Origin of the sequence: Microcoleus sp. S13_B4 (assembly GCF_036700885.1) — a bacterium.
Taxonomy (GTDB): Bacteria; Cyanobacteriota; Cyanobacteriia; order Cyanobacteriales; family Microcoleaceae; genus Microcoleus.
In genome coordinates, this window is record NZ_JAUBPU010000013.1 from 45,208 (window position 1) to 68,874 (window position 23,667).

Below are 23,667 nucleotides of genomic sequence, written 5' to 3' on the forward strand. Positions count from 1 at the left end.
AGTTTCTCCTCACATAGGGAAGAGAAACTTACGTTTAGTAGATAGCTACTTTTTCTTACAACGAATTACTTCAGCAACAAACTCAGGAGTTAAGCCACGGACTTTAATTTCAAACGGGAAATCTTTAATCCGTTTAGCTTTTCTGGGTTCTGCTTCTTTCTTGAATGTGTAACCGCCAACTGTAGCTACCAAGTTTAGATATGTAGTAGCCTCAGTTTTCGATCGTATGCCTATGTACGTGATGAAAGATTCAAATCCTGAAGCAGCATCGGGCATTTCTTGCCAATTGAATTGATTGTTGGTTGTGCCAACAATCGTGATTCGATCGCTCAATTTTACTACAACGTAACTGCCATGCGGTGATGTTTCGATAACTTCACCTTCAACACCTGCAAAATTGATTTTGTCCATGATTAAGTTTCTAACTAAAGAACTAACTCAACACTTCATAGCGAAGCAAAACACTAATAACCTTGGAAACAGTTTTTAATTTTGTTTCTTTGATGAAGAGTGTTTGCTTCTGTAACTAAGCAGAATGAGGATGAGGAAATGCTGTAGAGTTTGCAGACACAGGAGATAGAACAAACGACTTGAAACGAGCTTGATGTTGAATCCTGTGCTGATTACCAATCGATCGGAAAACCTCTTTGAGATCCTTGAGGCGAAGATGCTGAAGATTGATTGAACCTTGGGAATATGCTTGCCATACTCCTTGCTGTTGAAGATGCAGACACAGATAGAAACCGTAATCTGGCAAAACTAAAACTGGACATTTGATGCCTGTGAGGTAAGGCTGAAATTCTTTAACTGGCTCACCTAATTTATGTTTGCTACTTTTATTAATCAGCCAGAAATCTGCTTCCGGGAAATTGTTTTTCACAATCCAGTCAAACAGTAATAAGTTTTCCATTTCGTTTGGGGAATAACATCAGTTCCCCCAAACGAAGTATTCTTATTTCTCTTTCTTCACTTCAACTCACACATAACCTGTACCTGTAGCGCACATGACCGTTACATGACCGTTACATGAGCATTGGAAAACAGGAACCGCATAGCTGAAGGGTTCCTGTTTCTGCTAGAAGTTACCAGAAAATACTAACAAAATCACGGTTGTCGATTTCCCAGGACAGAAGTTTTTCTTCAGTTCCTTGTTCAGTTTCCACAATATACTCAAAATATTGAGCAATTGTTGCTGAAGGAACGATCGACTTAACTCTAACTATCCCGTAGACAGTGAAATAAGCAAAACCCACCTGGATGCGATCGCCGTTGACACAAAGCGGGAGTTCGCAAGAAAAATAATATTCCTTCCTACCATCCACACAAATATAGACACCGCCTCGCCAAACCAAATCCTGACCAATTGGCAAATCAAACTCAGACCAGTGTGGGCGGGAAATTGGGGCGACTACCTTCTTTCCTGTTTCTGTAACTGTAACTAACGTCATGTCAAAACTCGCTGGGTAAGAACTCATGTCCTTACCGCAAAGCGCCTTTGTGATTGACCTCTGCTACTGTTACTTGCAAATTAAGTCTGTTTCTGTACCTGTTTCTGTTTCTGGTTTGGTTTCTGTGATTGTTTCTGTTACTGTTTTTGTTTCTGAGGGTGGAGATTTTTTCCAGGGAGCAAAGATTTCGGTATCCTGGAAAAGCTCTTGAGGACTGATGGTAAAGTTAGGACGCTTCAGAATGCCTTTATCTCGGTAGAATAACTGCTCATCCAAAGCGTAGGCAACAAGTTCGCTGCAAATCCATTTATCGGGATGATTAAGCAGATTGCCTAACAGTTCCTCCAACTTTCCGGTCAGCACTCGATCGAGCATCCGCCCAGGGAAACTGCCTGAGAGTCCTTGCGTCAAGATTGCGCCGAAATCGTATTCTTTGCCGACTTCGAGACTGGCTCTGTGTGCGATCGCATAGCCTACCGAATCGTTGAAAAATATGGGTTTGCGGAAGAAAATTTGACAGTTAGGGTCATTGAAGTATTTGCTTAGGCTGCAAACCTTAACTGTGTTATTTACCATGTCTGCTTCAATACATTGATCCTCACCCGCGACAATCAAGGTATGAGTCACATGGATATCGCTTATCAAATTCCAGCCTGTAAAATAAGCGATACCGAGAGATGTTACGTCGGCTCCCTTGTTGAGAAATCCTATGTACCCAGTTTTATAGTTCACTTCATAATCCGGGGCTATGTCTGTTACTTGGATTGCTAGTTTATCAGGAGATTCTGTTGCAAACATGAGGCTATACTCCAACTAAATTAATTAGAGTATAGCAGTTTTTAACTGTTGATTATTGGGTATTCTGACCAATACCATTCCAGAAAACGCTGGATAAATTGAGCTGTCGGTAAGTCATGGCAACTGAGATACCAAAGATATAAATCTTCAGTTCTAAATTTTTCACAGAAACTGATTAGATGTCTGTTAACAGTTCGAGTTTGAAATTGCTGCCAAATAACTAAGCGTTTTTGTTCGAGTGTGTCACCATCAAAGTAAGTGGCTAAGTTGGTCAATTCCTTACGCTGTTTCCATGCCCAAGTTGACAAACGGATATCGCTACCTTCATAAGCAACAGCATAATGACCTTTGAGAAAGTCTTTATCAATTTGCTTACCGTTTCGATCAAAGTAGGTTCCTTCTCGCCTGTTGACATCGTAAGGAAAAAGGTTCATGGGATTGATGTGAATTTCTGACATGATTGTTGTTGATATTAGGTTATGGTTTAGCTTAGTAGGATATAATGACTCAATCGGGCTTCTTACCAGAGATTAATTTCTGGTATCGCTGATAAAATCGGCTTCTTATCAGGAAAGGAATTAATCACTTTCCTGATACCGCCGAAATTCTAATTTAGAACCTGATTTGCTAAATACTCAACACATCTGGCAATAAGTTCAGCATGGGAACGATCGGAAATATAAATCAGCTTGAGCCGACCTGTATCTCGGTAAGCATGGGCTAATTCCATAATCGATCGAAAGATATCTGAATCAGGCACTAAATTAGGCTCGTAGAAACCTTTTAATCTGACTTTGAAATATCTGGGTAAATGCTTCTGGATTTGTTGCCATAGCATTTGCCTATATTCCTCAACAGAAAACTGGCCTCGCCAAAGCGGAGAATTGTCTAGTTGGTCATACTGATCGTTTAGACCTTCACTTACATTGAAAACTTCTCGGTCAATATCGATCGCAAACTTAACTTTCTCAGTCGTGAATTTATCGAAGTCAAACTTTTCTACAGCAATAGTCATGATAGTTAGAAATGACAGGTCGCTCCCTTACCGCGAAGCGACCCTAACCCAAAAACTTTAACTACCTCAATTGCCTATTCTGATAATTTTGATTTTACTTTGAGTTCGATCGATATTCTCTTTGGTTCCCCGACTGTTGCCGTCCCATAATGCCAAACCGTAATCACAAACTGAACACATGGCTATATCTCGATTGACATAGCTCCCTGCAATTCCTACAGTTTCATATCCCGTAGTGTTTCTTGGTTTCCCAGTTTCGCCCCATAAAGCAAAGTAAATCTTGACGTTTAGGTAATTCGATCGACGCAGATATTCTTGAACTAACTTATCAACTCCTCCCGCATCACCAACAATTACCGAAAACTTTAGCTCCATTATTCGATTGATTGATGGTAATCCAGCACTGATATCTTTGATTGAACGACTGCCAGAAATCATTACTATTTTAGTCATAGTTTTACCTCAAACTACTTCCCAAACACGAAGTGAAAATGATAAAATTAAAATAAACTTCACTCAAATGAAACTAAAGTGCATTGATTTGTTTGCGGGAATAGGAGCTTGGGAACTAGCCAGTAGTTTAGTTAACTCGAATTCTCAGATTAAATTAGAGACGATCGAATTTGTAGAAAAGAATCCTTATTCCCAACAAGTTCTTAGAACGCACTTCCCAGGAATCCCAATTCATTCCGATATCTGTGACTACCTACCAACCAAAAATAAAGCCGATGTATTCTTCGTCTCATTCCCTTGCACAGGCACATCAAGAGCCGGAACCAAAACCGGACTCGTTCATGTTGAATCAAGTTTATGGTTCCAAGCACTCCGCTGCATCATACTTGGTAGACCAAGTTTTGTACTGGTGGAAAATCCAGCAGGACTCATCGATCGAGGGCTACGAACAATCCTTGCCGGATTCAGAATGGCTCATTATCAAACAGAAGTTGAAGTTGTCAGCGCGTCGGAGTGCGGTGCGCCACACGAGAGACAAAGAGTGTTTGTCATTGCCCACACCAACAACTTACAGCTCCAGCAACGGCAAGGGTGGACCTGCTGGTCTGACAACATTGGAAAGCAAATTGAGATCGCAAGGTCGTTTATCAGCTACCCAGAAACTAAACCCAGAGCTTTGTCTGTGGATGCTCGGATTCCCTCATACTTGGCTGGAGTGCATTATGACTACTGGTGGAGAATGAATCCACCACCAGTCAGTCCTGGATTAAAGCCTAGAACGCCTGGAAGACGTGAAGCAGTAACTCTAGCTGGTTTGTCGATCTGTGTCCCCCAAGCCACTGTGCCCTTAATGCGTCTCCAGTTTCTAGCTTCCTTACTTCCTCAACATTAGTAATTGTTGCAAAGAGATGAGCAATGTAGAAGAGCAAATCCGTTTGTACCGTCAAGGGCTGTCTTATTCCCAGATAGCCAAATATACCAACACGACAGCAGCCAAGGTACAGCGCAGTATCAGAGCATGGAACTTGCAGCCTAAGCAAGTAGAACCTACTCGATCGGCTGAAGAAATTGAAGCCCTGAGAGAGCGCATCCGTAGCTTGAGAATGGATGAGCTATCCATGAAGTCAATCGGTCGCCAAGCGGTGCGCTGAGCGAAGCCGAAGCGTTGGGATTGAGGAAATTGTAGTTTATCGACATTTGGAAATTATGGGATTGCTTTAGTTAGTCAAATAAACTCAATTGTTTCCATTCTAAAGGTTTGTTTTTGTTTCTGTTTCTGTTACTGTTTTTGTTTACATCGGTGTTGGTGTTACTAAAATTGCTGTTAGCAATATAATTAACGTGTTTCCAGATATCGTTTTGTTTGATGTATGCGATAGTTCGTTGGGAAACATCAAATAATATACTGATTCTTTCAACCGTTAAGTTAGTTTCAACTAACAAAGCTTTGATTTGAAAGACTTCTTTTTCGGTCAATTTAGACTGAGGGTTTTTAGAACCTCTATTAGAGCGTCCTTTTTCTACCATGTCTCTCATATTTTCTGTATGAGTGCCGAGGAATAAATGCTCAGGATTTACACAAGGTGGATTATCGCATTTGTGACATACAAACATACCTTCAGGTATTTCCCCGTTGTATATCAGAAAACTTGCACGAGAAGCATTCATCCGGCTTCTCTTTAGATGGAATTGACCATAACCTCTCTGATTACACCACAAATCTGTTAACCAGCAATTATCTTTGCTGATAATGTGTTTTTCAAACCGTTCTTTGCTACGATCGTCCATAAGTAAAATGTCCCTTAGTTTGTAGCTCAATAAAATCATGAAAACGAAAATCAAAAACAGAAACAAAAACAGAAACACACGTAAATTGTTTCTGGAGATGAATAGGTGTCAAAAGGTGATACTGCGATGTTTTATTGCCCAGTTAGAAGGTGTTGAGGGTCATGCGGTTTACTTAGCGATCGATCGAAATGGAGAAATTGAACTAACAGTAGTTTTTCTTCATTCTACTGTAATAAAAGCCTGGAGTGTAGCCGTAGCAGCTAGAAGAATCTTAGAAAATAGCAGTTATAGTTATAAGCACAGCAACGAAGTTATTCTTAAGACTTTCGTTGCTGCATTGGTTGCGGATTACTTTGATTATTCTACAGATTCAGATTCAGAAAACGAGATTGAAGTTCCTAGCAAGTGGAAAACTTTTAGCACTAAGTCGAAACATCCTGACTTTGCTAATGGAGTTTACGTGATTGGTACATCAGCAACCGAAATTTTAATGCTGGAAGAAGAACCCAAAAAGTTAATTCTGGCAAATACCTATTTGATGTCTGCTTATATTGCTGATTTTATGAACGAAAACCAGCTTGATTCTCTGGTTCTGCCAGATATCGATCGCTTAGTCCATGAAGCACGTAGAGCTTTTTCCTCAACCAAACATCGAGTTAACTATTTTTTGACCGCTCATGAGCTTCTTCGCTGGGCTTATAAATAATCCATTGCCATCATCCTGTCAAACTCTTTGACGACATACTTTAAAAACTTGGGGTTCTGATGGAACAACTTTAAAAATCTGTCAGGCAGACCACTAAATCCTTGTCCTACCAGTTCTTCTACCATGAAAAACACCGCATAGCCGAAATAATAAAGCTTAGGCGCTATATCACCTTCTGGCGTAAATCCTTCTGTTGATATGTAGGATTTCCCAGTTCGATCGACATACTGAACAAAATAGATAGTTCCCCCATTCTTCAGTTCTAAGGATTCTCTATTATTTTCGATCAAAGTTCCGTTAGGTCGATCGAGCTTAAAATCGTTATACATTCCTCTGGCTAAATTGTTCATTTGATTCAAGCGCTGAGTTAGTCTCAGATTTTCTGCTTTTACCCTCATAGTTTCTGCTTTTACCCTCAAATTTTCTATTAATAGTTCTGAATTATCGATCGTTAATTCAGAATTGTCGATTATTAATTCAGAATTAACTACCGATAAACGCGCACATTCTCTCAATAAATCTGTGTTATCTGACATAAAAACTCTCAATTATTTGTTATATTATAGCAATAATTAAGGTTTCAGGTAGCTTCGCTTTTAGATTTTGATGTTTTTTTATTAAGTCAATGACAGCAACAGTAACTGAAACAAAAAGTGTGGTTAATATTCATTGTGATGGTGCTTGTTCAGGAAATCCAGGGCCCGGTGGTTGGGCTGCAATCCTCACAATTCCAGGTAAGTCTAATAAAAAAGCGATTAGTGGTAAATCTGACACAACCACTACTAACAATCGTATGGAATTAACAGCAGCGATCGAAGCTTTGAAAGCTCTCAAGAAACCTTGCAAAGTTACACTGTTCTCGGATTCAACCTACGTCGTAAACACGATGGCTAAAGGTTGGAAACGTAACGCTAACCAAGATTTGTGGGAAGAACTTGATAAGTTAGTAAAAGTTCATGACATCACATGGCTGTGGCTGTCGAGGAATTCAACTCCTGAGTTGAGTGAGTGCGATCGACTCGCCAAAGAACAAAGTGTCAGTTCTTGAAGCCTGCAATTTTAGCTTGACTTGATCGCAAATTGGGCATTGTTAATAGTTATAATGTCCAATTGTGGTATGTTAAAATAAGCTAACTTTTAGGATAAAACTTAGGACGCAACGATGAGTCAATTTGATTATTTACGAGCACAACTTGCCGAGAACGTATGGGCAGGAAAACCAATATTGACAGTAGCTGATGCTGTCAATCAAGGAGTAACTAGCGGAAAAGATTGGTATTTTAGTCTGCCCCATATTCAATTTATTATGGCAAACCCAGTGATGGCAGGTGTCAAAGATTTATTAGTAGCATCCCAAAATGTAGGAACAACGGTCATTGATTGCAGTTTGGTATTTTTGGAAACGCTTAATGGCATCAACCGTGCCTACAACAGCAAAGCATTCACAAACTTAGCCGGCAAAGGTCAGCAAGAATTAGCAAGTCTCCTTCCATCCACAAGAGAAAGGATAATTTATGAAACATCGGTGATGGCGTACAACGAATCGTTGAATTTACCTCAATTATCAGTAACGATCGACTCGATTGAGGCCGACATTCGAGCAATTCAGCAAGGGGGAGCCACAGCCGAAGCTCAAATAGAGACATGGAAATCACAAGCTCTTACTAAAGTCGAGCAGCTTAAGGCTGAGATTTTAGCAACGATCGAATCTCTGACCGGGAATCCACGCCGGAACGCTCGCGCACGTATCCGACGGGCAGAGGCAGCACGGATTGCTATGACTACGAACACGATTCCTAACATCATTGCTCACAACCCTTACTCCATCAGCTCAACCTACAATCACTCCATCAGTTCCATTTACAGCCGTCCGCCCGTCCTCAATGCTGCACTGGTGCCGATCGCAGTAGGGGGAGCAGCTACGATTGCAGGGGCTGTGGGTGTGCTCACAAGCATTGCCAGTTGGCTGCTAGGGAGTTTTTTCCTGAAATCATTCAATATTCCCGCAGTTTTGTTACCAGCGTTGACCAATACTGTGGTGTCGATCGTCCTAAAATTATCAGGTAGTTCAGGCGGTGCTGAAGCGGTTAGATATTTAGCGGCATCTGCTTTGAAAGCTGGAGCAAGTCTGTTGCCCCGCCTCTTTGGAACCACAGGAATGCGAGCAAGTGGTTGGGCTTATTTGATGGCTTGGGCAGCTCCTATAATTGGTGCAGCCGTTATCATTGCCACTGCTATGAGAAACCGAACTGATCTCGCTGAATTCCTTTACGTTTTCGCAGATATTGGTGATAAAACACCAAGAAAGTTTAACTTGTCGTTATCGCATATGTACGACACGAATCAAGTTGAAATTCTTGAGAAATTGAAGAGTAATGCAAGAAGTTTAAAAAATAAAGCTCTTGTGCCGATCGAGAAAATTATCGGAGTTGGACTAAACGCTAAACGCGAATTTATTCTTGGCTATGATTTAACCAATCCTGATGAACCAATTCTGATTCCCAAGGACGATATTATTACCACATTAGGAGGGGACAAAGTTGCTAAAATAGCAACAGGAAAATTTTACTTTGGCGACTAATATGCCTACGGATTACGACCTTGAATATTCTTGGGTTGATGAGAGCTTAGGACAAATTGCTACTACTGCTGTTTGGTCAGTTTGGGATTGTGTTCTTAAACAATGGTCAAACACTCCTAAAGTAACTCTCCGCAATATCCTTCTCTCTGGCTGGCATCAAGACGCTGGTAAAGAGCGATTTTGTATTGGACAAATCCCCGAAAACACCAAGACTGCTGCTCTCCTCGACCCCTTTATTGCTAATAAGAACGATCGATATATCCTGGACTTAGCTAGTGGCTCTCGTAACCACGGGAGATTCACTTTTAATATGGCTCCAATCGGCTCAAACTACTATGGCAGCAAAGGAACTGAGCAATGGAAACGCATCATTTACGGGAGTATCATGCACACCGGATGCAAGCACTTAGTCGGTAAAGAATTTAACTTTGTCATTGTAGATGATACCCGGCGTGATGCTCAAGGTAATCCCCAAGATGACCCTACAAATGGTAGACACTGGAACAGCGGAGACAGCCACGCCAAAGGGTCTAAGGAGTTTCTTACTATACTTGGAACAGGTGATGTTCACTTACCCAATGACGAAGGAATTCCCCTCCAATTTCGGATAGCCTCATTTAAAAAGTGGGTTGCAAAGGGTACGATCGCCTACAATCCAGAATTAGATGGTTCTGGCTATGATTTAGTCATCCCGTGGAGTTCACTCAAAGGCAACAAACCCGCCCTCGGAAACTACAAAGAAAAACTGCTTTGTGGGTTGGTATTTGAAGGAGAAAAACGCATGGCTAAAGCTGGTTGGATGCTATTCCAATGGTTCAAATTTGAAACACTAGAAAAAGACCAAATAATTAGCCGACTCCGCACGAAATGTGAAAAATTAGCAGCAGCTACTAACTCGATTCAAGCTCTGGCTAAAGAGTTGAGAATCCATCAAGTAGAAGCAGAACAAGAACGCGAACAAGGCGATAGTATCCAGTCAGAAGCTGAATATGTCAATACTGCAATGGAGATAATTAAATACGATATCAAAGGACGACTTCTGCTTCATCCTTACATCACAGGCAAAGTAGCAGAAAGACTTCAGGCAGTTTGGTTGAATTTAGCAAAGGCTGCGGGGGTTCGTTTCTGGTCATTGATGTCCCAACCAGATGAGTATTTTCAAAAATACGAAAGCACCGAAAATAACGGAAAAACGACTTTTAGCGAGAAAGTTTTCTGTGCACCTGGTATGGCTCCTGGCGAGTACATCGTATTTTGCAATCCCATGAGGCATTGGGGAGACTGCCAACTGTGGATTAACAGAATTGAAGGCACTTATACTCGGGGGACGAACCTCATGGCAGCATCCACCAAGCTCATGCTGAGTCTGGGCAGAGACTTTGACGGCGACTTTGTTCAGCTCATTGCCTCTCATCAATATCCGGCGTTGAGAGATGCGATCGCCAATTTCGACAAACCTCCCGAAGTTGACAAGCTTCCAAAAATGGCGCTGACGGGAACACTCCAAGAAGTCGCCATCAACAGCATGAACGACATCACCGGTGTAGTTGCCTCCTTGTTGGGTCGCGCCAGAGCAGCGGGAGTAGAAGGAATAGTCCTCAACATCCCGCCAGGAGGAATGCAGACAGAGCCAAAAGAGATGGCAATCATCAATTTTCTGAGTCAGGAACTTCAAATCGCGGTGGATTCCCTCAAATCGGCATATCCCAATAATGATGTGGGACTCAAAGCTGTTACCGACTACCTCAACGGTCTAGGAGACGCGGGTAAAATTCCCTGGCTCAAAGATTTTAAGGAGAAGGACACTTTTCTAACTCGACCCTGCGCCGTTGCCAATGATGCGATCGATACTATCTCTCGACTCGTCAAAGTAGTCAACAGCTATTGGCGGCCCCCAGCTCTAGAGACAAACATCGACATCAACTCGTTTCATAATGCGCTGTTTGTAGATGTAGAGGTAGCCCAAGAACAGATGGATTTTGCGTTTGAACAGCGCAAGGGATATGGCTCAGAGATGGGAGCTGCGATCAGATGGAAGGAAGAAAATGAGGGTGACACTACCAAACTCCGGGAAGTCTCCGCTAAATACCAGGCTCTCAAGAACTCCGCTCTTGAACAATTTGCTGATGCCCAAGGCGAGGCTTATACCGATAAATCTTGGGCTGCTGCTTATTGGCGCGCGGTGCACTTTAAGGCTACTGAGCTCAGCACTGGATCGCTAGTGTTTAACTTATTCCGGGAAGAAATCGTGACTGAATTGCAAGAGAATCCTGATACTTTGCCCTACTTCGGTGTCTTTAACGTCCACAAACAAGAACCCAATGTCTGGAGCCGAGGTGAATGGACTGGACAAAATGTACTCATCCGCATTGTTCAGCGGATGAAACCTGCTGTGGGTCAGCAAGCCGCGCGAATGGAATTAGCGATCGATATGAGGTATCCCGACAGTACCAAAAATATCGGCTATTTTCCCCTTGGATGGGTTGGTGAAAAATATCGAAGTAAAGTTGCGATCGGTGAAACTCGTGAAATGCGCTGTTACACCGATGGCAAATATATGGATGAAGCGGGTAGAACTATTACCAAAACAGTTCGTTTATTTAATCAATCCCTGAGTCAAGAACAGATTGATTTCTTAAATGGCAAAATGCCAGCAGGTCTTTATGGCCCTGAAGATTTTGGTTTACCACCTAATTAATGATGAGTGGTATTTACCATTTGTCGTAAATACCACCAACTTCCTGCCAGTTTCATGCCTAAAAATGAGAAAAATGTTTGTGATTTATTGTGCTTTTATAAAAACTAGGGCATAATCAAATCAAGCGTCTATCTCAATCAAAATTTTAATTATGGCTTCAGTTGTTGAAAATCTCCCATTTGGAGAAGTTATCTCCAGTGTCGTAGCTTCTCTAGAAAGCGGAAAGGATATCAAAATCGAAGGGTTTGGCACTTTCTCTTTGATTGAAAAACCAGAACGGGAAGGACGAAACCCAAGAACAGGCAAACCCACCATTTACAAGCCTACTCGCCGACCGAAGATTACGTTTGACAAGAAGTTCCTGGAAAGAGTTTATGCGGGTTCAAGTGCTTTGGAAACTTCGACTGAAACAGGTTCGCCAACAGCTTCAGTAGCAAGCCCCGCAACGACTCCAGCTTCGACAGCAGCTTCGACAGCAGCTCCGGTAGCAGCTCCAACAGCCCCTGTTTTGCCTCCTCCAATTCCAGCGGAATTGCTTACTCCTTCGGCACCACCAATTATCTGGCAAATCAAAGCCCCAGACGGTAGCTTTATCGAAGTTCCGAGCCAGGATCTATCCAAGTGGGGAGTTGGTGCAAATACTCCAATCTACTCTGCTGCCACTGGTTGGAAACTAGCAGGGAGCATTCCTGAACTTGTAGGGCTTGTCCAATAAGAAGAGCTTCAGCTAAACTGAATCGGCGACGAACGAACTGCACAAAAAAAACCTGAGTGACTGCACCCTCTCTCAGGTTTTTTTCATGTTTCGTGTTCCTAACACTTCCTAAGAATTTGTAAGAATTTCTTAGAACTTTAAACAAAAGCAGAGAAAACAGGATGTCTCAAAGCTCCAGTAGCAGTAATGCCAAGATGGATAACTTCGACTATTCTGCCCATATAATTAGCTTGGTTAGCCCAGATAGTCGATCGCTCAACATCAGTAAATCCAGTCCCTACTCTGGCATTGACAATTCGCTCGTTGAGAGAGCCGCCCACTAAGAGATTGCCCAACGACGCAGAATATTTCCCTGAGCCTTTAGTAAACCCGGTAACTGGCAAGCGGTCTTTCACAAAATTCTTGACCTTCAAAAGTGCGATCGATCGACCCTGGAAATATACCGAGTTCGGGTTCCGCAGCATTATCCCCTCAGCCGATTGTCCTGATGCTTTGATTGAGTCGGCTTCCGCTTGAATGACCAGAGGATTGTTCTGAATCAACCTCTGCGGAACGTAGCTAACCTTCCCCATTGCCGGAAAGATTTGCTGAACCTGGCTATATTCGTCTGCTGCCGGGATATTCGGATATTGAGTGAAGCCGATCGCAAAAATGCGAAATTCTACCCTCTGTTTCCCTTCGACAACAGTTGCTGTAGTTTTCGTCGAGCGGACAATCCCAGAAATTCTATCGAAAGGCTCTCCGGGAATGTACAACTCACCATCCAAAAATGACAAATTGTTGGCTAACCGGATGCTTTCACAGCTTTGCTCAATTTCGGTAAGTCCTGAATATCGAGTCAAGCCCGATCGACTCCTCAATCCACTGGTCGGGTTTTCATACAAACAGCGCACTCCATCCAGTTTGGGGCTACTGAGCCATTCAGCAACACCATAGTTTTTGGTGGGACTGTAAGTATTTGCTAATTGTAGTAACATCTTTGTTGCTCCTCATTAAACAAATCGACCCAAAGCAGGGCTTCGGAGATTGCCTGTTGATGTCAAACCCATGTAAACTATTTGAACTTGTTTGCCGATATAAGAATCTCTGTTCATCCAGAGATCCTGTTCTTCTTCGTCGTTTAAGCCGTAAACACGAGAAACTTTATTAACTCCATTCACCATGCCTTCAACGGACATATAACTCACGTAACCCACTATTGGATTTTGCGTAAACCCAACTACAATATAGATTCCGCTTGTTATGCCCTTCACTTTAAGAAGATTGTCCGATCGCACCCCAGAATAAACTGAGTCCAGATTTCTGAGGATGATTCCTTCAGTTTCTCCAGAATTAAGAACGGTGGTTGCTTCATCCAGAACGCTTAGAGGTGTGTTCCGAATTAGTTTTTGAGGAATCAAACTAATCATTCCCTGTGCCGGAATGATTAGTTGCATGAAATTCATCCTTTGTTGGGCTGTTAAGGTGGGATTTGTTGCCGCACCAACAGCAGAAACTCGGAATTCAACAGCAAATTTTTCATCAAGGTTGTATGTGGCTCGATCGCGAATTAATACCGTAAGCTCCTCGAAAGTTCTACCAGGAATGAACAGCTCACCGTCAAGGAAAGACAAATTGTTAGCGTCACAGATGGCGCGACAAGCTAACTCAAGTCGATCGAATCCCACAAATCGCGTGGTCAAAGTCTGGCTTCTTAATCCGCGTGAAATGCCGTCCCGGGTGTAAATGCAGCGAACTCCGTTGAGTTTAGGACTGCTTAGCCAGAATCCAACCATGTATTCTTTAGCTGGATTGTAAGTATTTGGTACTTCTGCTACAAAAGTCATGGTTTTTCTTAGTTAACTGCCATGATGAAATTGCTGACGCATCGGACTTGTTCGTTCACGATTTTGTCAAACATAAGAGCCAAATCTCGGTTATTTGGTTGGAATCTCATCAATCCCCATTGACCAGTAGCAGCAATTGTTAAGTCAGGCTTGAAAATCAGTGCTGTGGAATGGAACCATGTATTAAACACAGTCGCTGGCATATTAGAACAGATAATCATGCCAGAAATGTTGGCATAATTTATCAGCACATCTACGTTAAGACGAACCAATTTCCCACAGGTTTGATAAGTTACGCTACCTGAAACGTTCCACGATAAAGGCAACGAAATTGGCGCTGACCAAACAATTCCGGCTGGCCCGGCTGGACCAATAGCACCAGTATCTCCTTTCGGTCCGATCGCGCCAGTTGCACCAGTTGCACCAACAGCGCCGGCAACACCTTGAATTCCTTGAGCGCCCGCTGCACCAGTATCACCTTTCGGGCCCGCAACACCCTGAGCACCAGTGGCTCCCGCAGCGCCAGTTGCACCAGTAGCTCCGGCTTCACCTCTAGCACCAGTTGCACCCGCAGCGCCGGGAATTCCTTGAGCGCCAGTATCACCTTTGATTCCCTGAACACCAGTCGCACCAGTCGCGCCAACATCACCTTTAGGACCGATCGCACCAGTTGCACCAGCGACACCTGGATTTCCTTGCGCTCCAGTTGCACCGATCGCACCAGTTGCACCAGTGGCTCCGGTTGCACCTGCTGAACCAGTATCACCTTTCAAACCTTGAGGCCCTTGTGCTCCAGCGGAACCAGTTGCGCCTTGAATTCCTTGAGCGCCAGTTGAACCAGTTGCGCCTGGAGCTCCAGTATCTCCTTTAGCTCCGGGGAGTCCTTGAAGACCTGGATCGCCTTGTTTAGCTCCCAAAGTCCAGAATGCCGACGGCGGTACAGAATTTATGCTTGGCGCGTTGGCAATGTAGCTGCTGCCGTTGTAGGCAACCGCATCAAACATGGCGTAGTTGGTTGTTGGGCTCCAATTTCCACGCCAAATTAAGCCGGGTCGCCCTTGTTCACCTCGGATTCCTTGAGTACCTTGTGGCCCTGTTGCACCAGCCGGCCCCATTTGACCAGTCGGCCCGATATCACCCGGTGTACCTTGAATTCCTTGCTCTCCACGTTCGCCGGGAGTGCCGGGATTACCCTGCAAACCTTGCGAACCCATTTCGCCAGCAATTCCTCGATCACCGCGATCGCCTTTTTGACCTGCGGGGCCGGTTAAACCGATCGGGCCAGTAGCGCCAGTTGCGCCGACATCGCCAGCAATTCCTTGATCACCTCGATCGCCTTTTTGACCTTGCGGGCCCGTCAAACCGATCGAACCTGTAGCGCCAATATCGCCGGGAATTCCTTGATCACCCCGATCACCTTTAGAACCTTGCGGGCCGGTCAAACCGATCGGACCAACAGGGCCGAGATCGCCGGGAATTCCTTGATCGCCTCGATCACCTTTAGAACCTTGAGCACCAGTTAAACCGATCGGGCCCGTTGCGCCAGCTTCACCAACTAAACCTTGATCACCGCGATCGCCTTTGGAACCCTGCGGGCCGGTTAAACCTTGATCACCAGTCGCACCGACCGTGCCGGGAATTCCTTGATCACCTCGATCGCCTTTGGGACCCGGAGCGCCTTGGGGGCCGGTTAAGCCTGCCGGGCCCGTTGCGCCAATTTCACCGGGAATTCCTTGGTCGCCACGATCGCCTTTTATTCCGGGACTGCCTTGTGGGCCAGTTAAGCCTGGATTTCCTTGAGAGCCAGTAGCGCCAACTAGACCTTGATCGCCTCGATCGCCTTTCTCACCGGGAACGCCAGGGATGCCTGGATTGCCAATATCGCCTTTGTCACCTTGCGGGCCGGCAATCCCAGGCTGACCCTGTAAACCTTCAGCACCAGTTGCGCCGGGGGTTCCTGGTAAACCACGTTCGCCCGGTTCACCTTGAATGCCTGGATTTCCTTGAGGCCCTGGACTACCAGCCGGGCCCGTCAAACCTTGAATGCCTTGAATTCCTTGACTGCCTGGTTCGCCTTTTTCACCGGCTACACCGGGAGAACCTGCTACGCCATCAACACCGGGATTTCCTTGATCACCTTTCGGGCCGATCGGACCGATCGCACCAGTCGCGCCAGCAGTGCCGGCAATTCCTTGATCGCCTTTCTGACCTGGTGCTCCTGTTTCACCAGCCGGCCCGATCGCACCTGCTGTACCGGGTTCACCGGGAGTGCCGGGATTTCCTGGATCACCTTTAATACCCTGCGGGCCGGTAGCGCCAGCCGGGCCGGTAGCACCGGGTGTACCTGCTGCACCGGGCATACCATCCGCACCAGTCGCGCCGGGATTTCCCTGAATTCCCTGAATGCCTTGAGGGCCAGGATTGCCCGTGGCTCCGGTTGCTCCCATTGCACCAGTTGCTCCGGGCGTTCCAGGCTGACCAACATCACCGCGATCGCCTTTTTCGCCGGGAACGCCTTGAGGTCCGATCGGGCCAGCCGGGCCGGTTAAGCCGATCGGACCTTGTGGCCCAACGATTGCCGGCTCTGGAGGAATAAGAGTAACATCCCGAGAAGCGGTAGCAACAACACTCGTGCCAACCATCAAATCAGCGCGTAGAGTTCCATTTTGTGTGATGGCTGTCTCGAATGGAATCCAAGGAGATTCTTTGATAATTGTGCCATTGAGAGTGAAACGGACAAAAGAGTTAGTTGGCGGATATGCTACATCAGCAACTACTACAGTTTGTCCTGAGTAAAGAACAGGAGCGCGTAAGGCAATTGTTGGAGCATTGACCTTGACTTCAAAATTGATTTGAGCGGTCGATCGAACTGTAACTGGAGCTGTTCCAGAAATATCCTCGACTTCAATTAGGTGAACACCTGCGGTATTAATTGGAATCGACATTCCAAATTGATAGATAGGTGCAGCAGTAGTTCCTACATTTGTGGCTGTGGTATCTGTCCCAACAACTACACCATTCAATTTGAAACGAACATCGGTATTGGTGTTAGTGTCAGTGACTGCTGTAACGGGGAGAGAATAGGGCAATCCTCCGACTTGAATGCTGGGTTGAGTGGGAGATGTGATTCTAATTGGCATTAGCTAAACCGCCTAAAATTTGATAGACAAACAATCCCTTTCTTGGCATCGGCGTACCAAGAAAGAGATTACTGAAGCGAGCCTGGGACTAGCTTTGAGAGAGAAAATTTGGGGTTTCGCGCGTAACAATCCCGCGTCTGGTGGGGAATCAGGTCTGAATCAAAAGAGTCTGAGCAATAATCAACTCAAGTTCCATCGACTCTCCCACAATCATGAGACTTGTGTAAGCGTCGGGAGTGGGACTAGCATCATCAGAAACCCGGATAACTTTGGGATTCTGTAACTGGCTGAAAACTTGGTAAAGTTCAGTTAGGTATTCGATAGCTTCGATCGGCATTAAAATGCCAAAAACCGCCTCTGCCGGAACAGTTCCGTCCATCGTCAAACCTTGATTCTGGGTAACTGTCGCTAACTCGGTCAGCGCATTTCTAATCAAAGGCTGGAAGAGTTCATCAAGGGTTTGATAAGAAATTGCCCGATTTGCCGGAGGTTTGTAAGTAGGGGCTTCGGGATTCAGCGCCTTGATTGCAGCTCTCCGCATTGAAGCATCTCTGGAAAGGATAGCTGCGTCATCAAATGGCTGTTTTGCCCTTTTAATCGAGAGCAATGAGTCGCCTTCAGATTGAGGCCAGAAATTGTAATCGGCGATCGTTTGGCGCAGTAGTTTTGTGGCTAGTCCTGCTGTTAACACCATGTCACTTACTAACTAATAAATTATTTTTAGCTTATATCCCTTTTCTATTTTTGAGTTTATAGACTAAAAACTTGACTTTTATCCCCGTTTGTTATAGAGATAAAAGCCAAAAGTGTTAATCGGATGCTGACCAATTAACTACAATAATAGAGACAGAATCTTTGGTGAAATTATTAGCTTTGAAGTTTTGCTGTAGAGTCGCAACTACTTGTTCTGCTTTTTCTTTAGACTCAAAGAAATAGGCTTCTTCAAAATCACTAATCCATTCAGGATTTTCATAGTTAGCCAAGAACAGAATACTACCATGTTCTGTGGCAGTAGCGATTGAATAATAGGCGTAACAGATAACAAATCTGTGCTGAATCAAAGAAGGAGCATCAGCATTAGTGTTGGGAACGGGGGAATTGAGCATAAAAAAACCAGTAGCGAACTGGTAAACCGCTGCTGTCAGGTAAGAAATTAAGAAACAAGAGACTTGAAAGTGTGGATTCTTGCCCAATCGAAAGTATTTCCGATGTAACTGTCGAATAAATGACTGTCACCGCGAAACAAAACCTTGTTGGCTAGAAACCAATGACTTTCGCCACTACAATCTCGAACTAAGGTAAAGGAACGGGAGTAACAGGGAACGATCGGAAGTTCAATTTGACCGATCGCCCAACCTGGACACCAAACATTTCCATAGTGAAAGAAACAGTCTTTTGGTTCAGAAAACCAAGTAATGTGTTCTTGAGTGATTTTTAAGGTTTCCATAGAGTTACCAAACAATTGGCTTAAAACTGTTGATTTTCTCCCAATCGAAAGCATTTGCTGCGTAAGTATCGAAAAGGTGAGTTTGACAATGATTTTCCCCACGAATGGCAACATTTTTAGCAGAAACCCAATGACAGCCACCTTCAGCATCACGAACCAAAGTCAAGCAACGGGAATAGCTAGTAGGGATAGGAAGCTCAATTTGACCGAGCGCCCACCCAGGGCACCAATTAGAGGGATTGTACAAGAAGAAACAATCTTTGGGTTTCAGAAACAAATCAATGTGTTTCTGAGATGTTTTCTGTTTTTCCATCGTTTCTAGTGTTTCCATCGTTTTTGTTTCTCTTCAATTCAATTTCTGCAACAGCTTGATTGAAAGCTTCATCGGTGGGTTCTTCAATGATACCGATCAAACAAAACCACCGGAGTTGGATAGTTCGTCCGCCTCGGCAAATAGTTTTTTCTGCGCTATGGCATAAGTGCTGGGAGCCGCTATTGAGGAGTTGATCGTAATAGTATGTAAGTCGTTTGGGGGGGAGGTCGATCGGTTTTCTCCCACCAAATGGACAGGAATAGCAGCAGTTTGCTGGTACATTGTAAGCACTTAAATCTCTTGCCATGTGTTTTAGGGTTAGTATGAGTTCTGACCTCCCAGTAGAATGAGAGGTCAGTGGTCAGTAGTTAAACAGATTCTGCAATTTTATATGCTGCTAGATAGGTTGCCTCGGTACTTTGGGGGCGCTTCCCTTCTATCTGGTCGCTTATTGCTAGGGCTATTTTTATCCTTTGAGCTTCGGTTGGTGATGGAAGCACTTGGTTCTGAAAATAGTATCCAGCAGTGGAATCAAAGAATCTGTTGAGGTCAGTTTCATATTTCAGAAACTTTACTAATTTCTCTAGATTCATGAGTTTTCCGATTGAGCTTTCAGATCGTGCCTACTTTCGGACAGTCTGGAAAATGTCGAACGTCCCGAAATGAACAGAGATATCTGTTGGGATTTTATGTCCGGTTCAACTCTTTTTTGGATTGATAAAGAATGATGATGATAGATTCTCATAGTTAAAGAGCAAAAACATCATCACCCCAAAGCGAAGCATGATGATTTTCCTTTCCCCTGGATTGTTATCAGCCCCTAAGAAGTGCAAATGCTGACGGGGTAGCATTTCTTTATAAATTGCTGTGATTTGGTTCCATTTGTTATGAAGAGCTAAGAATCGATCGAATAGATAGGCAACGTGAAGGCAACGGTTTCCGAAACTTGGCTAAATAAACCTTCATTTACATCAAAAAACTAAGGAATCTGTAACAGAATCTCCAAATTCTCCTAATTTCCATTCATGAATTCTCTAGTTTTTTAAAGAATCACGGTCATCAGTTTGGTATAGTTGTGACAGTAGCAGTTCCATATTTGGAGACATTACTACCGGGAGCGTGATGTTTGGTATAATTCCATTGAGCTAAACTTGACAGCAGCGATCGTTCAACAATCTTTAAATCCGTGGAGCCACTCGAACTTTTCCCTGAATTTAAATCCAAAGCCAGAACCCCGAAATCTCCTCAATTAACGATGAGTTCTGATGCGCTAAAAAGCTGGAAACAGCGCATTTTTGAACACCAACAATCTGAAGGCACTGACCAACCGCGACAGGGAAGTCTATTCGAGCTCGCACCCAATCCCTGTGACTCTAACAGCATCGACCCGTTTACCCTGGAATTACACAATCTTTCCTTCTGCGAAAAACCGGATTGGGGTGATCGTACTTGCCTCTACTTCGTTATCGACAACGAACTCCCCTTGGTGCTGTATATAGGAGAAACAGACCGTACTCCCAAGCAACGATGGGTGAGCCACGATTGTCACAGCTACATTGCCAACTACATCGAATTGCATCGGCGTTATTCTCTGGGTGTGAGTGTAGCCATAGCATTTTGGTACGGAGCGCCGAGCAATCGGAAACAGCGGCTACAGTTAGAGTCCGAGCTTATCTACAAATGGCGATCGCCTTTCAACAAAGAATGCTGGCAGTGGTGGGGGCAACCGTTCGGGAAGTAAAACTGCTGCAATTTGGTATTTTAAAGTTAGAAACGATAGAGGAACAATCAGCCATCCCCGAATCAAATATGGATCGATTTGAATTTCAGCTAGCCATGCTGCAAAAAGGAGCAGAGGAACTAGAGAAAAAAATAGCTAATTTCAGTACGATTTTGCAGCAGGTAAAAACGGCAGCCATTACCATTTGGGTAGCGTTAATTGGTTGGGTGTTTGCCAGCAAAATAAATGCGTTAACTCCGCTGGGATACGTTATAATTTTTGGTTTTTGGTTTTTAGAAGCTACATATTGGAGAGTACAATTTTATTATATGCAAAGAGCCGCTGAAGTTACTGAGTTCTTGAATGATGAAAGGGCTTTAGATGAAAGTTTTAATACTGGTTCTATACCCAAAGGTTTAGTTCACCCGCTCGGTTCTTTGAAAATATTTAAAATGCCTTCTTTAGGGAGAGCTATGGGTGCTCCATCAATCTATATTTTTTATACCTTTTTGTTGGCTGTTAATTCAGTCGTTTGGTTGATAAGCCTTAAAACAGCTCTTTAAGTGGGCGAGTTCCGAACGTGCGATCGACCGAAGAATATCTTTCATCCCAACTAACTAGAACTAGACGCATCTCCACCTACCAATGAAAAAATACATCAACCTCGCCACCGCCCTCATCGCATCACTCAAGCCCAAATCCAAAATACCCATAATCGACACTTACGGTGAATCCACGCTTAACCAAGACGAGCAGCAAGCTCTTATGGAATGGCTCTTTGCTAGTTTGATGGGTGCGGGCTACTTCGGCAAAGCTCACCTCATCTGGGATGATGGCAAAGACAGAGAGCGGGAGATATTTACGGCATTGATGAGAAACGAGCCGATATTCCTGTACCGCCAGGGAGCGCGACCTACCCCAACGGTTGAAGGATATGGCTGGCGGCTGATTGGCGAACATCCAAGTTTGAGGGTGTATGAGTTGCAGGTGGAAGTTGGAGGAGAGTGAGACGATCGATATCGTGACCGACGAAGAAAGTTGCCAAGGTTGCCGTGACGTAACTAAACACCAAAACTCACCCAGCGTCATCACCACAGGCAGTTTTAGGAGTTTCAGAGTTCCCAGAGCGATCGCCTCGAAGCCCGCTGTAGCAACGCCAACTGTACAATCACAGTAAAGCTGAGGAACCACCGCAATCATGACCGACTCGATCGCCACCCAACTCCAACAAGCTTCTGAGGGCTTACTCTTCGGAAGCGAAACTGATGCTCCCTTTGAGGTCATTCATTGGCCGACACAGGGAGAGCTAACCCCGCCGAAACTCTTGCAACTGACGAATCATCTACCCGATGCTGCCGTAGAAATAATAAGTGTGGACGAGTTCTTTGATGCCGCCACCCAAGAAGAAGATTGGCACGATGAAGAAGAACGGGAAATAGTGAAGTGCTTTCAGAACTTAGTGAGCGTCTTGAAGCAGAACCTATCGCAGTTGCAGGTTTACCGAGTTGGCAGCATTGAGATTGATGCGTACATCATTGGAGTGACGGACGGTGGCGGAGTGGCGGGGCTGTCTACGAAACTGGTGGAGACTTGATTGCAACAGACAGGGTGAACTATGATTGTTTGTTAATCATTTAGTTACATAGTAACCATAATTAGAGTCAGGAACAGAGGTTGTAATATGAGCGCGCTTGGCAAAGTAATTAGTTGGCTTGCTTCTCTTTACTGTTTAGTTATGCTAGGAATTTTATTATTCCTCTCTTACACAGAGGGCAAGCCATTCCAGATGGGTATTATAGCTTCCTTTTTTATGTTCCTAATTGTTTTTCCTCCCCTCTGGTCTTACCTTGACAGAAAATATAATTTCAGGATTAACTGGCTAATCAAGTTTATTCTCTTCATCTTTTCTTACGGATTCCTAATGGCAAATGTTAATGCAGTTGGTTAAAAGTCTCAAGCAAAAAAGTAAGTTCTATTCCTTTTTTACTGACTGTCCACTTTGCTTTCAATCACCTGCTGAATCTGTGGCGGGACATTAGACAAGAAATTCAGCCCCGTTTCCTTTTCAACTCTCGCTACGGAAACTCGAAAGCTTCTCCATCCCCTGCCTTTGACGCTGGCATCGTTGGGCATCATTACAGCGATCGTCCTCGTGTCGGTTGTAATTCCTTGCATCCCCAACCCTTGTTGGCCGAGAACCACGATAACTTTCCAATTCTTAGTCGGCACTGCAATTTTCTCCTTTCTGCCGATGCTGCCTTTCCTCCCCACGGGCCCCGCTACGATGTAAAGTTCCTTGCCCTGTGCCACCAATTCCCGGCAATACTCTTCCAAGTCACCCCACACGCCTCTGTTAACTTCTGGTACTTGCGGCATCATATTGGTCATCAGGAATGTGCTGCTGTTGTCGGGTTCGTTGCGAGTTCTATCGGCACTGGGTGCAATGTGTCCCCGGTCATAGCCAGTTCCCATGTAATCGTTGGGTCGGACTTTGTACCAATCAGCGGGCAGGGAATCATCGGGGCGGAAGTTGTCTTGGCGATCGGCTGCTCCAATCCAAGAGCGATTCAGTTGCCACGAAACCCAGTTGGCGGTCTTAGTTTTACTGTTGTAGCTCATCACGTACTGAGGTTTTACCAGTAAATAGTTGTCGATGCTGGCAACACTAGAAACGGCATTGCTGGGATTTCCCAGGAGTAAGTTGCGGTTATTGATGGCTGAGCTGATGGGTTCTCTGGTGCTTGGTTTTGGTTGCTGCACCCTTGGTTTTTCACGACCAATTTGAGGAAGCCGAGACGGTGGCGATGGCTCAGTCAAGTTGCAGCCGCTAACAATTCCTAACAAAATCAGAGCGATCGCCCCCCGTTGCCACAAATTCTTCACTCTCAACCGCTCCTCTTACATCTTCCATGCCAAGCTTATCAGCAGCCTGCCACTTAACAAAAAGAATACAGCACCGCTAGTCGTATCTTAAAAGACGAAGCAAATGTTCTGTCGTATCTTAAAATACGACGAGACA

Annotated in this window: 31 protein-coding genes; 11 read left to right on the plus strand and 20 right to left on the minus strand. The window is 44.4% G+C overall.

All coding sequences use genetic code 11. The annotated features are described in order from the left end of the window. Positions 1 to 45: 45 nt before the first annotated feature. From QT994_RS10370 to QT994_RS10400, 7 genes are all read right to left on the minus strand, one after another. Positions 46 to 411, minus strand: coding sequence for a hypothetical protein (locus QT994_RS10370; protein WP_333174098.1), 366 nt, complete (start codon positions 409 to 411; stop codon positions 46 to 48). A 115-nt stretch (positions 412 to 526) separates the two neighbouring features. Further along, a complete protein-coding gene (locus tag QT994_RS10375) occupies positions 527 to 910 on the minus strand; it encodes a hypothetical protein (protein ID WP_333174099.1) in 384 nt (127 codons plus the stop codon). Between the two features lie 172 nt (positions 911 to 1,082). Continuing rightward, positions 1,083 to 1,475 carry a hypothetical protein gene (locus QT994_RS10380; protein WP_333174101.1) on the minus strand — a complete coding sequence of 131 codons (393 nt, stop codon included), beginning with the start codon at positions 1,473 to 1,475 and terminating at the stop codon, positions 1,083 to 1,085. A gap of 42 nt (positions 1,476 to 1,517) precedes the next feature. Further along, on the minus strand, positions 1,518 to 2,246 hold the full coding sequence (locus QT994_RS10385; protein WP_333174103.1) for a hypothetical protein: 729 nt from the start codon (positions 2,244 to 2,246) through the stop codon (positions 1,518 to 1,520). A 41-nt stretch (positions 2,247 to 2,287) separates the two neighbouring features. Beyond that, positions 2,288 to 2,704, minus strand: coding sequence for a hypothetical protein (locus QT994_RS10390; RefSeq protein ID WP_333174105.1), 417 nt, complete (start codon positions 2,702 to 2,704; stop codon positions 2,288 to 2,290). A gap of 149 nt (positions 2,705 to 2,853) precedes the next feature. Further along, positions 2,854 to 3,261, minus strand: a complete 408-nt coding sequence (locus tag QT994_RS10395; protein ID WP_333174107.1) for a hypothetical protein — start codon at positions 3,259 to 3,261, stop codon at positions 2,854 to 2,856. A gap of 66 nt (positions 3,262 to 3,327) precedes the next feature. Then, complete coding sequence (locus tag QT994_RS10400; protein ID WP_333174110.1) at positions 3,328 to 3,714, minus strand: hypothetical protein; 387 nt, start codon at positions 3,712 to 3,714, stop codon at positions 3,328 to 3,330. 67 nt (positions 3,715 to 3,781) lie between these two features. On the opposite strand from QT994_RS10400, the gene QT994_RS10405 reads away from it, so the two are divergent. Together QT994_RS10405 and QT994_RS10410 are read left to right on the plus strand one after the other, a co-directional pair. Next, the gene (locus QT994_RS10405; protein ID WP_333174114.1) at positions 3,782 to 4,606 is read left to right on the plus strand and encodes a DNA cytosine methyltransferase; all 825 of its coding nucleotides are present in this window, start codon (positions 3,782 to 3,784) and stop codon (positions 4,604 to 4,606) included. Positions 4,607 to 4,622: 16 nt separating this feature from the next. Continuing rightward, entirely contained in the window at positions 4,623 to 4,865 is a 243-nt protein-coding gene (locus QT994_RS10410; protein WP_333174117.1) for a hypothetical protein, read from the plus strand. A gap of 70 nt (positions 4,866 to 4,935) precedes the next feature. On the opposite strand, the gene QT994_RS10415 is transcribed toward QT994_RS10410, so the two are convergent. Beyond that, positions 4,936 to 5,502: an HNH endonuclease signature motif containing protein gene (locus QT994_RS10415; protein WP_333174120.1), complete on the minus strand. Its 567-nt coding sequence runs from the start codon at positions 5,500 to 5,502 to the stop codon at positions 4,936 to 4,938. Positions 5,503 to 5,539: 37 nt separating this feature from the next. On the opposite strand from QT994_RS10415, the gene QT994_RS10420 reads away from it, so the two are divergent. After that, on the plus strand, positions 5,540 to 6,208 hold the full coding sequence (locus QT994_RS10420) for a hypothetical protein (RefSeq protein ID WP_333174122.1): 669 nt from the start codon (positions 5,540 to 5,542) through the stop codon (positions 6,206 to 6,208). Here the strand turns inward: QT994_RS10420 and QT994_RS10425 are convergent. After that, on the minus strand, positions 6,199 to 6,744 hold the full coding sequence (locus QT994_RS10425; RefSeq protein ID WP_333174125.1) for a hypothetical protein: 546 nt from the start codon (positions 6,742 to 6,744) through the stop codon (positions 6,199 to 6,201). The genes QT994_RS10420 and QT994_RS10425 overlap by 10 nt on opposite strands. Positions 6,745 to 6,833: 89 nt before the next feature. Between QT994_RS10425 and QT994_RS10430 the strand changes: the two genes are divergently transcribed. From QT994_RS10430 to QT994_RS10445, 4 genes are all read left to right on the plus strand, one after another. Further along, complete coding sequence (locus QT994_RS10430) at positions 6,834 to 7,256, plus strand: RNase H family protein (protein WP_333174127.1); 423 nt, start codon at positions 6,834 to 6,836, stop codon at positions 7,254 to 7,256. Between the two features lie 114 nt (positions 7,257 to 7,370). Beyond that, a complete protein-coding gene (locus QT994_RS10435; protein WP_333174130.1) occupies positions 7,371 to 8,789 on the plus strand; it encodes a hypothetical protein in 1,419 nt (472 codons plus the stop codon). Further along, positions 8,779 to 11,487 carry a hypothetical protein gene (locus tag QT994_RS10440; protein WP_333174132.1) on the plus strand — a complete coding sequence of 903 codons (2,709 nt, stop codon included), beginning with the start codon at positions 8,779 to 8,781 and terminating at the stop codon, positions 11,485 to 11,487. The genes QT994_RS10435 and QT994_RS10440 overlap by 11 nt, the downstream gene beginning before the upstream one ends. A gap of 151 nt (positions 11,488 to 11,638) precedes the next feature. After that, positions 11,639 to 12,202, plus strand: coding sequence for an HU family DNA-binding protein (locus QT994_RS10445; RefSeq protein WP_333174135.1), 564 nt, complete (start codon positions 11,639 to 11,641; stop codon positions 12,200 to 12,202). A 137-nt stretch (positions 12,203 to 12,339) separates the two neighbouring features. On the opposite strand, the gene QT994_RS10450 is transcribed toward QT994_RS10445, so the two are convergent. The 10 genes from QT994_RS10450 to QT994_RS10495 all read right to left on the minus strand — a co-directional run bounded on the left by QT994_RS10450 (position 12,340) and on the right by QT994_RS10495 (position 20,152). Continuing rightward, positions 12,340 to 13,179 carry an ATP-dependent DNA ligase gene (locus tag QT994_RS10450; protein WP_333174137.1) on the minus strand — a complete coding sequence of 280 codons (840 nt, stop codon included), beginning with the start codon at positions 13,177 to 13,179 and terminating at the stop codon, positions 12,340 to 12,342. A 15-nt stretch (positions 13,180 to 13,194) separates the two neighbouring features. Next, entirely contained in the window at positions 13,195 to 14,028 is an 834-nt protein-coding gene (locus tag QT994_RS10455; RefSeq protein WP_333174140.1) for a hypothetical protein, read from the minus strand. Between the two features lie 8 nt (positions 14,029 to 14,036). Then, a complete protein-coding gene (locus QT994_RS10460) occupies positions 14,037 to 17,168 on the minus strand; it encodes a hypothetical protein (RefSeq protein ID WP_333174143.1) in 3,132 nt (1,043 codons plus the stop codon). 148 nt (positions 17,169 to 17,316) lie between these two features. Then, complete coding sequence (locus QT994_RS10465; RefSeq protein WP_333174146.1) at positions 17,317 to 17,862, minus strand: hypothetical protein; 546 nt, start codon at positions 17,860 to 17,862, stop codon at positions 17,317 to 17,319. A gap of 115 nt (positions 17,863 to 17,977) precedes the next feature. After that, complete coding sequence (locus QT994_RS10470; protein WP_333174149.1) at positions 17,978 to 18,361, minus strand: hypothetical protein; 384 nt, start codon at positions 18,359 to 18,361, stop codon at positions 17,978 to 17,980. Beyond that, on the minus strand, positions 18,322 to 18,615 hold the full coding sequence (locus QT994_RS10475; RefSeq protein WP_333174151.1) for a hypothetical protein: 294 nt from the start codon (positions 18,613 to 18,615) through the stop codon (positions 18,322 to 18,324). The genes QT994_RS10470 and QT994_RS10475 overlap by 40 nt, the downstream gene beginning before the upstream one ends. Before the next feature lie 4 nt (positions 18,616 to 18,619). After that, positions 18,620 to 18,946: a hypothetical protein gene (locus tag QT994_RS10480; RefSeq protein ID WP_333174153.1), complete on the minus strand. Its 327-nt coding sequence runs from the start codon at positions 18,944 to 18,946 to the stop codon at positions 18,620 to 18,622. Positions 18,947 to 19,024: 78 nt separating this feature from the next. Then, positions 19,025 to 19,210, minus strand: coding sequence for a hypothetical protein (locus tag QT994_RS10485; protein WP_333174155.1), 186 nt, complete (start codon positions 19,208 to 19,210; stop codon positions 19,025 to 19,027). Between the two features lie 86 nt (positions 19,211 to 19,296). Then, entirely contained in the window at positions 19,297 to 19,521 is a 225-nt protein-coding gene (locus QT994_RS10490) for a hypothetical protein (protein ID WP_333174158.1), read from the minus strand. Between the two features lie 466 nt (positions 19,522 to 19,987). Further along, the gene (locus QT994_RS10495; RefSeq protein WP_333174161.1) at positions 19,988 to 20,152 is read right to left on the minus strand and encodes a hypothetical protein; all 165 of its coding nucleotides are present in this window, start codon (positions 20,150 to 20,152) and stop codon (positions 19,988 to 19,990) included. A 31-nt stretch (positions 20,153 to 20,183) separates the two neighbouring features. On the opposite strand from QT994_RS10495, the gene QT994_RS10500 reads away from it, so the two are divergent. The 4 genes from QT994_RS10500 to QT994_RS10515 all read left to right on the plus strand — a co-directional run bounded on the left by QT994_RS10500 (position 20,184) and on the right by QT994_RS10515 (position 22,242). Continuing rightward, positions 20,184 to 20,669, plus strand: a complete 486-nt coding sequence (locus QT994_RS10500) for a GIY-YIG nuclease family protein (RefSeq protein ID WP_333174163.1) — start codon at positions 20,184 to 20,186, stop codon at positions 20,667 to 20,669. Continuing rightward, on the plus strand, positions 20,609 to 21,211 hold the full coding sequence (locus tag QT994_RS10505) for a hypothetical protein (RefSeq protein ID WP_333174165.1): 603 nt from the start codon (positions 20,609 to 20,611) through the stop codon (positions 21,209 to 21,211). The genes QT994_RS10500 and QT994_RS10505 overlap by 61 nt, the downstream gene beginning before the upstream one ends. Before the next feature lie 82 nt (positions 21,212 to 21,293). Continuing rightward, entirely contained in the window at positions 21,294 to 21,656 is a 363-nt protein-coding gene (locus QT994_RS10510; protein ID WP_333174168.1) for a hypothetical protein, read from the plus strand. Positions 21,657 to 21,846: 190 nt separating this feature from the next. Beyond that, positions 21,847 to 22,242 carry a nuclease A inhibitor family protein gene (locus QT994_RS10515; RefSeq protein WP_333174170.1) on the plus strand — a complete coding sequence of 132 codons (396 nt, stop codon included), beginning with the start codon at positions 21,847 to 21,849 and terminating at the stop codon, positions 22,240 to 22,242. A gap of 389 nt (positions 22,243 to 22,631) precedes the next feature. On the opposite strand, the gene QT994_RS10520 is transcribed toward QT994_RS10515, so the two are convergent. Further along, positions 22,632 to 23,531: a DNA/RNA non-specific endonuclease gene (locus QT994_RS10520; protein ID WP_333174172.1), complete on the minus strand. Its 900-nt coding sequence runs from the start codon at positions 23,529 to 23,531 to the stop codon at positions 22,632 to 22,634. Positions 23,532 to 23,667: the final 136 nt, after the last annotated feature.

Excerpts from the sequence above, each read along its gene's own strand:
- QT994_RS10465 (WP_333174146.1), bottom strand. The coding sequence starts at position 17,862 with ATGGTGTTAACAGCAGGACTAGCCACAAAACTACTGCGCCAAACGATC.
- QT994_RS10460 (WP_333174143.1), bottom strand. The coding sequence starts at position 17,168 with ATGCCAATTAGAATCACATCTCCCACTCAACCCAGCATTCAAGTCGGA.
- QT994_RS10400 (WP_333174110.1), bottom strand. The coding sequence starts at position 3,714 with ATGACTAAAATAGTAATGATTTCTGGCAGTCGTTCAATCAAAGATATC.
- QT994_RS10480 (WP_333174153.1), bottom strand. The coding sequence starts at position 18,946 with ATGGAAACACTAGAAACGATGGAAAAACAGAAAACATCTCAGAAACAC.
- QT994_RS10410 (WP_333174117.1), top strand. The coding sequence starts at position 4,623 with ATGAGCAATGTAGAAGAGCAAATCCGTTTGTACCGTCAAGGGCTGTCT.
- QT994_RS10385 (WP_333174103.1), bottom strand. The coding sequence starts at position 2,246 with ATGTTTGCAACAGAATCTCCTGATAAACTAGCAATCCAAGTAACAGAC.
- QT994_RS10490 (WP_333174158.1), bottom strand. The coding sequence starts at position 19,521 with ATGAATCTAGAGAAATTAGTAAAGTTTCTGAAATATGAAACTGACCTC.
- QT994_RS10515 (WP_333174170.1), top strand. The coding sequence starts at position 21,847 with ATGACCGACTCGATCGCCACCCAACTCCAACAAGCTTCTGAGGGCTTA.
- QT994_RS10455 (WP_333174140.1), bottom strand. The coding sequence starts at position 14,028 with ATGACTTTTGTAGCAGAAGTACCAAATACTTACAATCCAGCTAAAGAA.
- QT994_RS10485 (WP_333174155.1), bottom strand. The coding sequence starts at position 19,210 with ATGTACCAGCAAACTGCTGCTATTCCTGTCCATTTGGTGGGAGAAAAC.
- QT994_RS10425 (WP_333174125.1), bottom strand. The coding sequence starts at position 6,744 with ATGTCAGATAACACAGATTTATTGAGAGAATGTGCGCGTTTATCGGTA.
- QT994_RS10430 (WP_333174127.1), top strand. The coding sequence starts at position 6,834 with ATGACAGCAACAGTAACTGAAACAAAAAGTGTGGTTAATATTCATTGT.
- QT994_RS10510 (WP_333174168.1), top strand. The coding sequence starts at position 21,294 with ATGAAAAAATACATCAACCTCGCCACCGCCCTCATCGCATCACTCAAG.
- QT994_RS10505 (WP_333174165.1), top strand. The coding sequence starts at position 20,609 with ATGGCGATCGCCTTTCAACAAAGAATGCTGGCAGTGGTGGGGGCAACC.
- QT994_RS10420 (WP_333174122.1), top strand. The coding sequence starts at position 5,540 with ATGAAAACGAAAATCAAAAACAGAAACAAAAACAGAAACACACGTAAA.
- QT994_RS10390 (WP_333174105.1), bottom strand. The coding sequence starts at position 2,704 with ATGTCAGAAATTCACATCAATCCCATGAACCTTTTTCCTTACGATGTC.
- QT994_RS10475 (WP_333174151.1), bottom strand. The coding sequence starts at position 18,615 with ATGGAAACCTTAAAAATCACTCAAGAACACATTACTTGGTTTTCTGAA.
- QT994_RS10405 (WP_333174114.1), top strand. The coding sequence starts at position 3,782 with ATGAAACTAAAGTGCATTGATTTGTTTGCGGGAATAGGAGCTTGGGAA.
- QT994_RS10380 (WP_333174101.1), bottom strand. The coding sequence starts at position 1,475 with ATGAGTTCTTACCCAGCGAGTTTTGACATGACGTTAGTTACAGTTACA.
- QT994_RS10395 (WP_333174107.1), bottom strand. The coding sequence starts at position 3,261 with ATGACTATTGCTGTAGAAAAGTTTGACTTCGATAAATTCACGACTGAG.
- QT994_RS10435 (WP_333174130.1), top strand. The coding sequence starts at position 7,371 with ATGAGTCAATTTGATTATTTACGAGCACAACTTGCCGAGAACGTATGG.
- QT994_RS10370 (WP_333174098.1), bottom strand. The coding sequence starts at position 411 with ATGGACAAAATCAATTTTGCAGGTGTTGAAGGTGAAGTTATCGAAACA.
- QT994_RS10445 (WP_333174135.1), top strand. The coding sequence starts at position 11,639 with ATGGCTTCAGTTGTTGAAAATCTCCCATTTGGAGAAGTTATCTCCAGT.
- QT994_RS10375 (WP_333174099.1), bottom strand. The coding sequence starts at position 910 with ATGGAAAACTTATTACTGTTTGACTGGATTGTGAAAAACAATTTCCCG.
- QT994_RS10415 (WP_333174120.1), bottom strand. The coding sequence starts at position 5,502 with ATGGACGATCGTAGCAAAGAACGGTTTGAAAAACACATTATCAGCAAA.
- QT994_RS10500 (WP_333174163.1), top strand. The coding sequence starts at position 20,184 with ATGAGTTCTGATGCGCTAAAAAGCTGGAAACAGCGCATTTTTGAACAC.
- QT994_RS10450 (WP_333174137.1), bottom strand. The coding sequence starts at position 13,179 with ATGTTACTACAATTAGCAAATACTTACAGTCCCACCAAAAACTATGGT.